Genomic DNA, 12911 nt, shown 5'->3' on the forward strand with positions numbered 1-12911 from the left:
ACCACGAGAGCGGAACAGCCAGGCGGAATAAGCCCGGCCGTTCACAGCGTCCTCGCTGTGTTTGTTTCAAAGGAACCTCGACCACCGGAACACTGTCCGGCGGACGGGGTATCAACATATCTGGCGTTGATTTTTGGCACGCTGTTGAGTTCTCAAGGAACGGACGCTTCCTTTGTACTCACCCAAACTACTCTCGGGCTTTCCTCCGGGCAGTTTCCCTTCGGTCTTGCGTTTCCGACTCTATCAGACCGTTTCCGGTTCCGATTTCTTCGGTGCTTTCCAGGTTTCCGCTTTCGCGTTTCCCTTTCCGGCGGTTCCGACTCTATCAGATCCTTTCGGGCCTGATTCCCAGTCAGCGGGTGTTGTCCTCGCGGCTGTTGGGCCGTTCCGACGAGTGAGACTTTAGCGGATTCCCCGCCCCCGAGCTAATCGGGGGCTGCGTCCTTTCGAACGCGGATTCCTCATTTCGCAAATACACATGCCAAGGACACGACGACAGGTCGTCGATTGTTGGTGGTTACCTGCGGAATGGCTGTCCGGGGACCGACCGAGGTCGGCGCTCACGTCGGACAACCCGGAGAACACTACGTACCGGCTCGAGGTGTGTCAACTCGCTGCCGCGCGGTCCCGTGAGGCGTAGCCTGACCCCCATGACGACGCGTACGTGTCACCAGCAGTGGTGGGCCGCCTGAAGGCGGCCGTACGCACGTATGTACTCGACGGCCGCCGCCCCCGGCGGCCGTTTCTCGTATCTCCCTCCTGTGGGGCGGCCGGCCGGTGGCGGCGGTCCTGATCAGGAGGTGGAGACATGACACGGGTGTTCAGCGGGATCAAGCCGACGGGGCATCTGACGCTGGGGAACTACCTGGGAGCCGTACGGCGGTGGGCCGAGGTCGACCAGCACGGGGCGGACGCGTTGTTCTGTGTGGTGGATCTGCACGCGCTGACCGTGGACCACGACCCGGCGCGGGTGCGCAGGCTCACCAGGCAGGCGGCCACCCTGTTGCTGGCGTCGGGCCTCGACCCGGAGCTGTGCACCGTCTTCGTCCAGAGTCATGTGGACGAGCACGCGCGGCTGTCGTATCTGCTGGAGTGCGTGGCCACGGACGGCGAGATGCGGCGGATGATCCAGTACAGGGAGAAGGCGGCGCGGGAACGGGAGCGGGGCGGCAGTGTCCGGCTGTCGCTGCTGACCTATCCCGTACTGATGGCGGCGGACATCCTGGCGTACGGGACCGACGAGGTGCCCGTGGGCGATGACCAGACGCAGCATGTGGAACTGACGCGGGACCTGGCCGTGCGCTTCAACCAGCGGTACGGGCGGACGTTCGTGGTGCCGCGGGCCACACGTCCGAAGGTCGCGGCCCGGGTGATGAACCTCCAGGATCCGACGTCGAAGATGGGGAAGACCGACGACGTCGGGCCGGGCATCGTGTATCTGCTGGACGAGCCGGATGTGGCGCGGAAGAAGGTCATGCGGGCCGTGACCGACAGCGGGCGGGATGTCGTGTACGACCCGGAGAAACGGCCGGGGCTCGCGAATCTGCTGGAGATCCTCGCCGCCTGTAAGGGTGGGAACCCCGAGGACCTGAGCGGTGTATATGAATCGTACGGAGCACTGAAGAAGGACGCCGCAGAGGCCGTGGTCGAGCTCCTCAGGCCCGTACAGGAGAGGCACAAGGAGTTGTGCGCGGATCCTGCGTATGTGGAGGGGGTGCTGCGGTTGGGTGCGGAGAGGGCCAGAGGGATGGCTCGGCCGAGGGTGGATGAGGCGTACCGGGCGATCGGTCTGCTGGCCGGCTGACCGCGCGGGGCGTCAGTCCTTCTTGCCGGAGGCCAGTTCGCGGCTGCGGTCGCGCGCGGCCTCCAGTGCGGCGATCAGCGCGGCGCGCACTCCGTGGTTCTCGAGTTCACGGATGGCGCTGATCGTCGTGCCGGCGGGAGAGGTGACGTTCTCGCGGAGCTTGACGGGGTGTTCGCCGCTGTCGCGGAGCATCGTGGCCGCGCCGATGGCGGACTGGACGATCAGATCGTGGGCCTTGTCCCGGGGCAGGCCGAGGAGGATGCCCGCGTCGGTCATGGCTTCGACCAGGTAGAAGAAGTACGCCGGGCCGGAGCCGGAGAGGGCGGTGCAGGCGTCCTGCTGGGACTCGGGGACACGGAGGGTCTTGCCGACGGCGCCGAAGATCTCCTCGGCGTGCGCGAGATCGGCCTCGCTCGCGTGGCTGCCGGCGGAGATGACGGACATGGCCTCGTCCACGAGGGCGGGGGTGTTCGTCATGACACGGACGACGGGGGTGCCTGCGGCCAGGCGCTCCTCGAAGAAGGAGGTGGGGATGCCCGCCGCGCCGCTGACGACCAGGCGGTCGGCGGGGGTGTGCGGGGCGAGTTCGTCGAGGAGGGTGGCCATGTCCTGCGGCTTGACCGTGAGGATGAGCGTGTCGGCGGTCTTCGCGGCCTCGGCGTTGGTGACCGGGGTGACGCCGTAGCGGGTGCGGAGTTCTTCGGCGCGTTCAGGGCGGCGGGCGGTGACCAGGAGGTCGGCGGGTGCCCAACCGGCTCGGATCATGCCGCTGAGCAGGGCCTCGCCGATCTTGCCGGTGCCGAGGACTGCGACTTTCTGGCTCATGGTGCGGGTGCCCTCCGGGGGTGCGTCGTCCTGGGGCCATCCTCGCACCGGGGGTGCGCGTTCGGTCGGCGTGTCCGGTGGGCGGGACGTCGGCCGGGTGGTGTGGCGGGCGGCATCAGGTCGTCCGGCGCCTCAAGGTGGCCGCTCCCAGGGTGAGGACCAGGACGGCGCAGCCGGCGACGATCGCGATGTCGCGTACGAAGGTGGCGGTCATGTCGGTGTGGAGGAGGACTTCGTTCATGCCGTCGACGGCGTAGGACATGGGGAGGAAGTCGGAGATGGCCTCCAGAGCGGGGTGCATGTTCGCGCGGGCGGTGAACAGGCCGCAGAGGAGGAGCTGGGGGAAGATCACGGCCGGCATGAACTGGACGGCCTGGTACTCGGAGGAGGCGAAGGCCGAGACGAAGAGGCCGAGGGCGGTGCCGAGGAGAGCGTCGAGGAGGGCGACGATCAGGAGGAGCCAGGGGGAGCCGGTGACGTCCAGGTCGAGGAACCAGACGGCCAGACCCGTGGCGAGGGCGGACTGGACGACCGCCAGGGTGCCGAAGGCGAGGGCGTAGCCGGCGATGAGGTCTCCCTTGCCGAGAGGCATGGAGAGGAGGCGTTCCAGGGTGCCCGAGGTGCGCTCGCGCAGGGTCGCGATCGAGGTCACCAGGAACATCGTGATCAGGGGGAAGATGCCGAGCAGTGAGGCGCCGATGGAGTCGAAGACGCGTGGGCTGCCGTCGAAGACGTAGCGCAGCAGGAACAGCATCACGCACGGGATGAGGATCAGCAGGGCGATCGTGCGGGGGTCGTGTCCGAGTTGGCGGAGGACTCGGGCGGCTGTGGCCGTCGTGCGGGAGTAGCTGAGGGCCCTGGGGCGGGAAGCTGCCGGGGGCGTTGATGTGGTCGTGGCGGTCATCGCGCCGGCTCCTTCTGGTGTGCGTCGGTCGTGGCTGTGGGCGCGGTCGCTGTGGCCTCGTCGACCAGGCGGAGGAAGGCCTCTTCGACCGTTTCGGTGTGGGTGCGGATGCGGAGGGCCTCGGGGGTGTCGTCGGCGAGGATCCGGCCCTCGCGCATGAGGAGGAGACGGTGGCAGCGCTCGGCCTCGTCCATGACGTGGGAGGAGATCAGGAGGGTGGCCCGGCGCTCGTGGGCGATGGTGTGGAAGAGGGCCCACAGTTCGCGGCGGAGGACGGGGTCCAGGCCGACGGTGGGCTCGTCGAGGACCACCAGTTCGGGGGCGCCGAGGAGGGCCACGGCCAGGGAGACGCGGCTGCGCTGACCGCCGGAGAGGTTGCCGGCGAGAGCGTCGGCGTGGGTGGTGAGGTCCACGTCGGCGATGGCCCGGGTGACGTTCTCGTGGCGGCGGTCGGCGGCCGCGCGGCCGGGGTCGAGGATCGCGGCGAAGTAGGCGAGGTTCTGGCTGACGGTCAGGTCGTCGTAGACGGAGGGGGCCTGGGTGACGTAGCCGATGCGGGAGCGGAGGGTGGCGTCGCCCGCGGGGCGGCCGAGGACGTCCAGGGTTCCGGTGACCTTGGCCTGGGTGCCGACGATCGCTCGCATCAGGGTGGATTTTCCGCAGCCGGAAGGGCCGAGGAGGCCAGTGATCTGGCCCTGGGGGACGGCGAAGTCGACGGCGCGGACCACGGTGCGCGGTCCTCGGGCGACGGTGAGGTTCTGGGCGTGGACGGCGGGTGGGGGTGGGGGCTCACTCCCGGAGTTATTCATCATGCGATGAATATTGCGCAGGGCGAGGGGGACGTCAAGTGAGGGGGTGAGGTGGGTTCTGGGCGGGGCGGGTTCCGGGCGGGGGCAGGCGGAAGTGCGAGCGGGCGCGTGGGGGGCGCGGGCGCTCGGCGGGGGGTGATTGCGGAGGGGGGTGATTGCGGAGGCGGGCCGGTCGGAGGGTGCCTACGGGGGGAGGGTGTTCCCGGGCAGGAGGGGCCGTTCAGGGGCGGATGGCCACCAGTAGGTCCACGTCGTAGATCTCTTCGATGGTCTCGGTGGGGAAGAGTCTGTGGAGGCGGGCTCGTTCCTCGGTGAGGAACGAGGAGGTGGCCTCTTCACCGAGGACCAGGAACCCCGAGTGGCTGGCGATGTTGGCCAGGTGGGTGTCCAGGGGGACCGTGCGGCTCCAGCGGATCTGGTGGCGGGTGAAGTCGAGCCGGTCGGTGGTGCCGGCGAGGGCGGCTGTGTCGGCGAGGGCGGCGGATGCGCCGGAGCCGCTCTTCTCGATCGGGGTGCCGGGGTCCACGCCGAGGAAGTGGTGGATGCGGACGGTGGCGTCGGCGATCCAGGAGACGTCGATGGCGTCGGTGTTCCACCAGAGGGCGAGTGCGCCGCCGGGGCGGAGTACGCGGAGGGCCTCCGGAACCGAGCGGGCGGGGTCGGTCCAGTGCCAGGACTGGGCATAGGTGAGGAGGTCGGTGGAGGCGGTGGCGACGGGGAGGGCGTTGCCGTCGCCGCGGACCAGGGGGATGTGGGGGTGGCCGCGGCGGAACTGGGCGGCCATGCCTGCGCCGGGCTCCACGGCGAGGACGTCGGCGCCGAGGGTGTGGAGGAGGGCGGTGGATATGCCGGTGCCCGCGCCCACGTCCACGGCGCGTGCGCCGGGGAGGGGGCGCGAGGCCAGGGCTTCGATGGTGTCGAAGAGGGCGGGTGGGTAGGAGGGGCGGTTCGCCGCGTACCGGGCTGCGGCGGCGTTGAAGGAGTGGGCTCGGACGGTGTGGGAGGGGTGGGGGCGGGATGTGGTCATGGGGGACATCGTGGTCCGGTGGGGTGGCGTGGGGGAGGGGGCCTCGCCCAGGCCGCACCTATCCGTCCCGTTCCCGGGGGCTGCGCCCTCCCGCGTCGCAGTTCGCCGCGCACCTGACGGGGCGGTGACGTGCCGGTCGGTCAGGGGCGGCGGCGCTTGGCCGGGTTCTTCGTGCGCTTGGCTGTGCGGCGGTCGTACTGCCGGCGGGCCTCCGTGTACTCCTCGCGGTGGAGGGACTCGCCCGGGGCCTCTTTCAGGGAGCGGAGGAAGTAGGCGGTCAGGGAGCCGAGGAAGCCGATGGTGAGGAGGCCCCGTAGGGAGGCGTGACGGGCCGGGTCCGGGCGCTTGGTGTAGGCACCCCAGGTGTGGCCGAAGGCCAGGGCGCTGCAGATGGCGAACATGACGACGACCAGGATGCTGACGAAACCGCCGACCGCGGCCAGTTGCAGGCCCTCGTGGGCCAGGCGCAGTACCAGGCAGGAGACGGCCAGGGCCGCGAGCGAGCCGGCGGTGACGGTCGCGCGGCGGGCCGTGTAGTTGCCGTCGTGGTGCAGCCAGGTCGTCCCGAAGAAGCGGATGGGTTCGGGGCGGGGGCCCGTGGGGGTCGCCGGGGAGGCGGCCGAGGGCGCCTGCGGCCCTTGCGGCTCCTGCCTCGGCGTCTGCCCCGCCGGGTCGTTCTTCGGCTTGTCGCTCACAGGTCGATTATGGCTCCGGGGGCGGAGCGGCTTCGCGGCGGTGTCCGGGCTCCCCGGGACGGCCGGACCGGCCCGGTCGCGGTACCCCGCGCGGGGTACCGCGGTGCTCTTCATGCCGCCGCGCCGTGGCGTCAGCCGGCCCCGGTTTCCGGGTCAGCCGCAGCGGCCCGCCACGTAGCCGTCGCTGCCGGTGTAGACGTAGGCGTCGGAGATGTACTGGCCGTCGTCGATGTTGTCCCAGACGTTCGTGGTGCCGTAGGGGCCGGAGATGGTCTGGCCCGGGGTCTGGCAGTAGATCGGTACCGTGACGCCCTCGGAGAGGACGCGGACGATGCCGTAGCTGGTGCTCGGGCCGCTTCGGACGTTGAGACGGACGCCGGGCGCCACCGAGTAGCGGCGGACGGCTGCCGTGGCCGTCGCGGCGGTGGCCGAGACCTCTGCCGATGCCGTGACGGTCCGCTCCCCCTCGCCGTCCCCCGCGATCTCCTCGACATGGTCGACAGACATGGCTGAACTCCCCCCGTTTGAAACCCCGTTTGACCCCCATGCAGGGCATGGGGACCCTTTGATACCCCTGGATCAGGACACACACACCTGTGCGTTTTTCGCACGTGAAGGCTAGCAAGCCGCCTCTGTCCCGTACGTGTCATCGACTAGGCTCCGAACGTCGCGCGAGCGGCCGAAAGAGCACGGGGGTGGACCCATGGCACCGCAGCGCGGCACCGGGTCGGGTGCGGAAGCGGAACTTCCCGAGTACGCCGGCCAGTACCGTCTGGAATCGTGTCTGGGTTCGGGTGGCATGGGCGTCGTCCATCTGGCCGCCTCCACGTCCGGTCTGCGGCTCGCGGTGAAGGTGGTGCACGCCGAGTTCGCCAAGGACCCCGAGTTCAGAGGGCGTTTCAAACAAGAGGTCGCCGCCGCCCGACAGGTGAGCGGCGCCTTCACCGCCCCGGTCGTGGATGCCGACACCGACAGCGCGCGACCCTGGATGGCCACCCTCTTCATCCCCGGCCCGACCCTCGCCGAGTACGTCAAGCGGAACGGGCCCATGCCGCCGGGGCAGTTGCGGCGGCTGATGGCCGGGCTCGCGGAGGCGCTGCGCGACATCCACCGCGCCGGCGTCGTGCACCGGGACCTCAAGCCCAGCAACGTACTGCTCGCCGAGGACGGTCCCAAAGTCATCGACTTCGGTATCTCGCGGCCGAAGGACAGCGAACTGCGCACCGAGACGGGGAAGTTGATCGGCACACCGCCGTTCATGGCCCCCGAGCAGTTCCGGCGGCCCCGGGAGGTCGGACCCGCGGCCGACATCTTCGCCCTCGGCTCGGTCACCGTGCACGCGGCCACCGGGCGCGGGCCCTTCGACTCCGACAGTCCCTATGTCGTCGCCTACCAGGTCGTCCACGACGAGCCGGACCTCACCGACGTACCCGAGAACCTCGCTCCCCTCGTCCGCGCCTGCCTGGCCAAGGAGCCCGGGGACCGGCCCACGGCGGACGAGCTGATGCACGAACTCCGGTCCGTGGCCGCCTCGTACGACACCCAGACCCTCATGACGACCCGGCGGGAGCGAGAAGGGGCGGGCTGGGCGTCTCCGCCGGGCCGGGCCGCGGACGTGAAGGAGGACGCCCCAGGCACCGGCACCAGCACCGGAACCAGCACCGGCACCGGCACCGGCACCGGCACGGATGCGGATGCGGACCCAGGCACCGGCGCCGATTCGGGCGGCGGCCGCGTCGGGGCCGAAGGGCGAGGGGACTCCGGGCGGCGCACGGACCAGGCCGGCGGCCGGGCCGGTCGCCGGTCGCGCATGCGGGCCGTGCTCGTCGCCGTCTCGGTGGTGCTCGTGGCGGGCGGAGGGTTCGCCTCCGTGCGGGCGCTGGGAAACGAGGGCGGGCGGACCGACGGTGGCACGGCCTCGCCCCGGGCCGGTCGTGCGGCGGCCGACGCGCCCGCCCTCGAAGCCTGGGCCACCAGGCCGGCGGCGAAGAACAGGAGCGCGCCGCACTGCTCGTACGGGGCGGGGAAGCTGTTGTGCGTGCAGCCGGGGCTGGTCTCCGCGCTGGATCCGGCGGACGGCAGCGTGCTGTGGCGGCACACCGTCGACGGGGCGGGTGCGCTGGGCACGGGTGACCCGCCCGTCGTGTCGGGTGGGCTGGTGCAGGTGCTGACGGACGAGAGCCGCCGCGCCCAGGCGCTGGACCCGGGCACCGGGAAGGTGCGGTGGGAGCGGGACGTCTCGGCGTACGGCGGCAGGCACTACGCCGGTGGCGCGCTGCTGCTGACCGCCGCCGACGGGACGGTCACCGGTGTGGACGGCGCCACCGGCGACACGCTGTGGAGCGGCCGGATCCCGGGGCAGCCGGAGGCGTACTTCACGTCGTTCGACGGGGACCGGTCGGCGTATCTGGCGAGTGTCACCGGCAAGGGGGCGGGGGCGCGCACGCGGATCACCGCGGTGGACCCCAGGACGGGGGACGTGCGCTGGGACGCCCCGCTGGAGGGCCACCTGGAACTGCTGGGGGTCCAGGACGGCGCCCTCGTCCTGGGCGCGATCGGCGGTGCCTACGACGACACGGTCGCCGTGGTCCGGTACGACCCCGGCACCGGGAGCACGGTCCGGGTCGCCCTGCCCGTGCCGCTCCAAGGGGCCCACGGGGTGGTGCGGGGCGACGTCGTGTACCTGTTGAGCGGCGCGGAGGGCACTCTCACGGCCGTCGACATGAAGGCCCGTAAGGAGCTGTGGCGGACGGAGACGGGGGTCGCGCGGAGTTCGGCGCCGGTCGCCGACGACCGGCATGTGTACTTCACCGCGTCCGACGGGCGGTTGCTCGCGGTGGACGTGCACAAGGGCGGGATCAGCGGGGACACGCCGTCGCGGCTCGGGGACCCGGGCCGGGTCACCGCCTCGCTGCCCGAGCCCGTGGTCATCGACGGCCGGGTCTGCGCGGGTGCGCTCGACGGGACGGTGCTCGGGCTGGACGGGAACGATCCGGGGAGCTGGTGACCCTCCCCCGGTCACGACCGGGCGGGTTCGAGCGGCGTCGATTTCACGGCCGCGACTTCACGGCCGTGGCTTCACGGCCGACTGACTTCTCGTCGGCCGACTGACTCTCGTCGGCCGACTGACTTCTCGGCCTGGCTTCACAAGCGAGTGGCTGCACGAACGAGGGCCGTCCCTTAGGGGAACGGCCCTCGATGTGCTGTTTCCGCGGGGCCCTCAGCCCAGCTTGCTGACGTCCCGCACCGCGCCCTTGTCGGCGCTGGTGGCCATCGCGGCGTAGGCGCGCAGCGCGGCCGACACCTTGCGCTCCCTGTTCTTCGGGGCGTAGACGCCGTTCAGGGCCTGCTCGCGGCGGGCCAGCTCGGCGTCGTCGACCAGCAGCTCGATCGAACGGTTCGGGATGTCGATGCGGATGCGGTCGCCGTCCTCGACGAGGGCGATCGTGCCGCCGGCGGCCGCCTCGGGCGAGGCGTGGCCGATGGAGAGGCCCGAGGTACCGCCGGAGAAGCGGCCGTCGGTGATCAGCGCGCAGGACTTGCCGAGGCCGCGGCCCTTCAGGTACGAGGTCGGGTAGAGCATCTCCTGCATGCCGGGGCCGCCCTTGGGGCCCTCGTAGCGGATGACGACGACGTCGCCCTCCTTGATCTCCTTCATGAGGATCTTCTGGACGGCCTCCTCCTGCGACTCGCAGACGACCGCCGGGCCCTCGAACGTCCAGATCGACTCGTCGACGCCGGCCGTCTTCACCACGCAGCCGTCGACCGCGAGGTTGCCCTTGAGGACCGCGAGGCCGCCGTCCTTGGAGTAGGCGTGCTCGGCGGAGCGGATGCAGCCGCCCTCGGCGTCCTCGTCCAGGGTGTCCCAGCGCTCGGAGGTGGAGAAGGCCTCGGCGGAGCGGACGCAGCCGGGGGCCGCGTGCCACAGCTCGACGGCCTTCGGGGACGGGGAGCCGCCGCGCACGTCCCAGGTCTTCAGCCAGTCGGCGAGGGAGGCGCTGTGGACGGAGTTCACGTCCTCGTTGAGCAGGCCCGCGCGGTGCAGTTCGCCGAGCAGGGCCGGGATGCCGCCGGCGCGGTGCACGTCCTCCATGTAGTACGTGCGGTCCTTGGCGACGTTCGGCGCGACCTTGGCGAGGCACGGCACGCGGAGCGAGACCGCGTTGATCTCGTCGAGGCCGAAGGGGACGCCCGCCTCCTGGGCGGCGGCCAGCAGGTGCAGGATCGTGTTGGTGGAACCGCCCATGGCGATGTCGAGGGCCATGGCGTTCTCGAAGGCCGCGAACGAGGCGATGGCGCGCGGCAGGACCGTCTCGTCGTCCTGCTCGTAGTAGCGGCGGGTGATGTCCATGACCGTACGGGCGGCGTCCTCGTACAGCGCCTTGCGGGCGGTGTGGGTGGCGAGGGTCGAGCCGTTGCCCGGCAGGGAGAGGCCGATGGCCTCGGTCAGGCAGTTCATCGAGTTGGCAGTGAACATGCCGGAGCAGGAGCCGCAGGTCGGACAGGCGTTCTCCTCGATACGGAGGATGTCCTCGTCCGAGATCTTGTCGTTGACCGCGTCGGAGATCGCGTCGACCAGGTCGAGCGTGCGGACCGTGCCGTCGACGAGGGTGGCCCGGCCGGACTCCATGGGGCCGCCGGAGACGAAGACGGTCGGGATGTTGAGCCGCAGGGCGGCGTTCAGCATGCCCGGGGTGATCTTGTCACAGTTGGAGATGCAGATCAGGGCGTCGGCGCAGTGGGCCTCGACCATGTACTCCACGCTGTCCGCGATCAGGTCGCGGGAGGGCAGGCTGTACAGCATGCCGCCGTGGCCCATCGCGATGCCGTCGTCGACGGCGATCGTGTTGAACTCGCGCGGGATGCCGCCGGCCGCGGTGATCGCCTCGCTGACGATTCGGCCCACCGGCTGGAGGTGGGTGTGGCCCGGCACGAACTCGGTGAAGCTGTTGGCGACCGCGATGATCGGCTTGCGGCCGATGTCCGCGCCCGGTACACCGGAGGCGCGCATAAGGGCGCGGGCGCCCGCCATGTTGCGGCCGTGGGTGACTGTGCGGGACCTCAGCTGGGGCATCGCGCTCGCTCCTTCAGAGACTGCGATCAGAGAGTTCTGACTGCATCGAGCGTACGCCCGTTGCGCCAAGGGTTGGACAGCTTGTCCGGAATGCGGGACGGTCGTCTCGGTTTTCGACTGCGGGACCGGGGGGTGGGTGGAGGCGGGCGGGCGGGGGTCGACGGCACCGTCGGGGAGGCGGGTCGCGCGCGGGTGGGGGCTCGCGCCTAGTCGGGCGCGGTGAGGTGGGCCTGCACCATCGGGGCGACCCTTCGGATGATCTGCTCCGGGTCCGCCGACGCCAGCGGCTCCACCTTGATCACGTAGCGGAGCATGGCGATGCCCACCATCTGGGCGGCGGCCAGTTCGGCGCGCAGCTCCGCGTCCGGGCGGTCGAGCTGGGCGGCGACGCGGCGCAGCAGCTGTGCCGAGACGAGGCGGCGGAAGACGGTGGCCGCGACCTCGTTGTTCACGGCGGAGCGGACGATCGCGAGCAGCGCCGCGCGGGTCGCCGGGTTCTCCCACACCCCGAAGAAGAAGCGGGCCAGCCGCTCGCCGACTCCGTCGAGGGGGCCCTCGGCGATCGAGCCGGGGGCGCTCAGGAGTGGTCCGAAGGCCACCTCGATGGACGCCTCGAACACCTGCTCCTTGGTGCCGAAGTAGTGGTGCACGAGCGCCGAGTCCACCCCGGCGGCCTTGGCGATGCCGCGTACGGACGTCTTGTCGTAGCCGCGCTCGGAGAACTCCTCGCGGGCCGCGGCGAGGATACGGTCGCGTGCGGCGGGCGTGTCGGCCGACTCCGTACGGGAGGGCCGGCCCCGGCGGCGGGGAGTGGCCGAGGTCACGGCCGGGGGACCCGCACGGCGGAGGCGAGGTGCAGCCGGGTGAAGGCGAGGGCCTCCGCCAGGTCGGCCTCGCGCTCGGCGGCGGACATGGCGCGGCGGGTGTTGACCTCGATCACGACGTGGCCGTCGAAGCCGGTGTGGGCGAGACGTTCCAGCAGCTCGGCACAGGGCTGGCTGCCCCGGCCCGGGACGAGGTGCTCGTCCTTGGCCGATCCCCTGCCGTCGGCCATGTGTACGTGGCCGAGGCGGTCGCCCATGCGGTCGACCATCTCCAGGGCGTCGGTGCGGGAGGTCGCGGAGTGGCTGAGGTCGATCGTGAAGTGCCGGTAGTCGTCCTTCGTCACGTCCCAGTCGGGGGCGTACGCGAGCATCTCGCGGTCGCGGTAGCGCCAGGGGTACATGTTCTCGACGGCGAACCGCACGTCCGTCTCGCCCGCCATCCGCCAGATCCCGGTGACGAAGTCGCGCGCGTACTGGCGCTGCCAGCGGAAGGGGGGGTGTACGACGACCGTGCTCGCGCCGAGCTTCTCGGCGGCGGCCTGGGCGCGCTGGAGCTTGACCCACGGGTCGGTCGACCACACCCGCTGGGTGATCAGCAGACAGGGGGCGTGTACGGCGAGGATGGGGATCTGGTGGTAGTCGGAGAGGCGGCGCAAAGCCTCCAGGTCCTGGCTGACCGGGTCGGTCCAGACCATGACCTCCACGCCGTCGTAGCCCAGGCGTGCGGCGATCTCGAAGGCCGTGGCCGTCGACTCCGGATACACGGAGGCCGTGGACAGCGCGACCTTCGCGTCCGGGATCCGTACGGGTTCTGCCACGCGGGACAGCCTACGGGGTGGGGCGGGTCGGGTGGGCCGGGGGGCGTGAGGTCGGCCGGGGGCGGGTGGGCCCGCCCGTACGCCGTCGGGGTGCTCGGGGAGGGCGGCCGCGGGCCGGTGGGGGCTGAGCG

11 protein-coding genes are annotated in these 12911 nt (G+C 71.1%); 2 read left to right on the forward strand and 9 right to left on the reverse strand.

Annotated features, from left to right (window positions below; all coding sequences use genetic code 11):
- Nucleotides 1-808: 808 nt before the first annotated feature.
- Nucleotides 809-1804 (forward strand): tryptophan--tRNA ligase, encoded by a 996-nt coding sequence (gene trpS, locus ACWCRJ_RS37065; protein ID WP_450943408.1) that lies wholly within the window; start codon nucleotides 809-811, stop codon nucleotides 1802-1804.
- A gap of 12 nt (nucleotides 1805-1816) precedes the next feature.
- Here trpS and proC read toward each other — a convergent pair whose 3' ends face one another.
- The 6 genes from proC to ACWCRJ_RS37095 form a co-directional block, all read right to left on the reverse strand.
- A complete protein-coding gene (proC, locus tag ACWCRJ_RS37070; RefSeq protein WP_020113787.1) occupies nucleotides 1817-2629 on the reverse strand; it encodes a pyrroline-5-carboxylate reductase in 813 nt (270 codons plus the stop codon).
- A 115-nt stretch (nucleotides 2630-2744) separates the two neighbouring features.
- Nucleotides 2745-3533, reverse strand: coding sequence for an ABC transporter permease (locus ACWCRJ_RS37075; RefSeq protein WP_450943409.1), 789 nt, complete (start codon nucleotides 3531-3533; stop codon nucleotides 2745-2747).
- Nucleotides 3530-4345: an ABC transporter ATP-binding protein gene (locus tag ACWCRJ_RS37080; RefSeq protein WP_450943410.1), complete on the reverse strand. Its 816-nt coding sequence runs from the start codon at nucleotides 4343-4345 to the stop codon at nucleotides 3530-3532. Before ACWCRJ_RS37080 ends, ACWCRJ_RS37075 begins: the two co-directional genes overlap by 4 nt.
- A 217-nt stretch (nucleotides 4346-4562) precedes the next feature.
- Nucleotides 4563-5369 carry a class I SAM-dependent methyltransferase gene (locus tag ACWCRJ_RS37085; protein ID WP_450943411.1) on the reverse strand — a complete coding sequence of 269 codons (807 nt, stop codon included), beginning with the start codon at nucleotides 5367-5369 and terminating at the stop codon, nucleotides 4563-4565.
- A 140-nt stretch (nucleotides 5370-5509) separates the two neighbouring features.
- Complete coding sequence (locus ACWCRJ_RS37090) at nucleotides 5510-6064, reverse strand: EamA/RhaT family transporter (protein ID WP_450943412.1); 555 nt, start codon at nucleotides 6062-6064, stop codon at nucleotides 5510-5512.
- Between the two features lie 153 nt (nucleotides 6065-6217).
- On the reverse strand, nucleotides 6218-6571 hold the full coding sequence (locus ACWCRJ_RS37095) for an SH3 domain-containing protein (protein WP_450943413.1): 354 nt from the start codon (nucleotides 6569-6571) through the stop codon (nucleotides 6218-6220).
- A 196-nt stretch (nucleotides 6572-6767) separates the two neighbouring features.
- On the opposite strand from ACWCRJ_RS37095, the gene ACWCRJ_RS37100 reads away from it, so the two are divergent.
- Entirely contained in the window at nucleotides 6768-9071 is a 2304-nt protein-coding gene (locus tag ACWCRJ_RS37100) for a serine/threonine-protein kinase (RefSeq protein WP_450943414.1), read from the forward strand.
- Nucleotides 9072-9284: 213 nt separating this feature from the next.
- On the opposite strand, the gene ilvD is transcribed toward ACWCRJ_RS37100, so the two are convergent.
- The 3 genes from ilvD to ACWCRJ_RS37115 form a co-directional block, all read right to left on the reverse strand.
- Entirely contained in the window at nucleotides 9285-11138 is a 1854-nt protein-coding gene (gene ilvD, locus ACWCRJ_RS37105; protein ID WP_450943415.1) for a dihydroxy-acid dehydratase, read from the reverse strand.
- Between the two features lie 206 nt (nucleotides 11139-11344).
- Nucleotides 11345-11962, reverse strand: a complete 618-nt coding sequence (locus tag ACWCRJ_RS37110; RefSeq protein ID WP_450943416.1) for a TetR/AcrR family transcriptional regulator — start codon at nucleotides 11960-11962, stop codon at nucleotides 11345-11347.
- Nucleotides 11959-12780 (reverse strand): sugar phosphate isomerase/epimerase family protein, encoded by an 822-nt coding sequence (locus tag ACWCRJ_RS37115; RefSeq protein ID WP_050399570.1) that lies wholly within the window; start codon nucleotides 12778-12780, stop codon nucleotides 11959-11961. Before ACWCRJ_RS37115 ends, ACWCRJ_RS37110 begins: the two co-directional genes overlap by 4 nt.
- Nucleotides 12781-12911 lie beyond the last annotated feature (131 nt).

This window comes from Streptomyces sp. NPDC002324 (assembly GCF_053593335.1).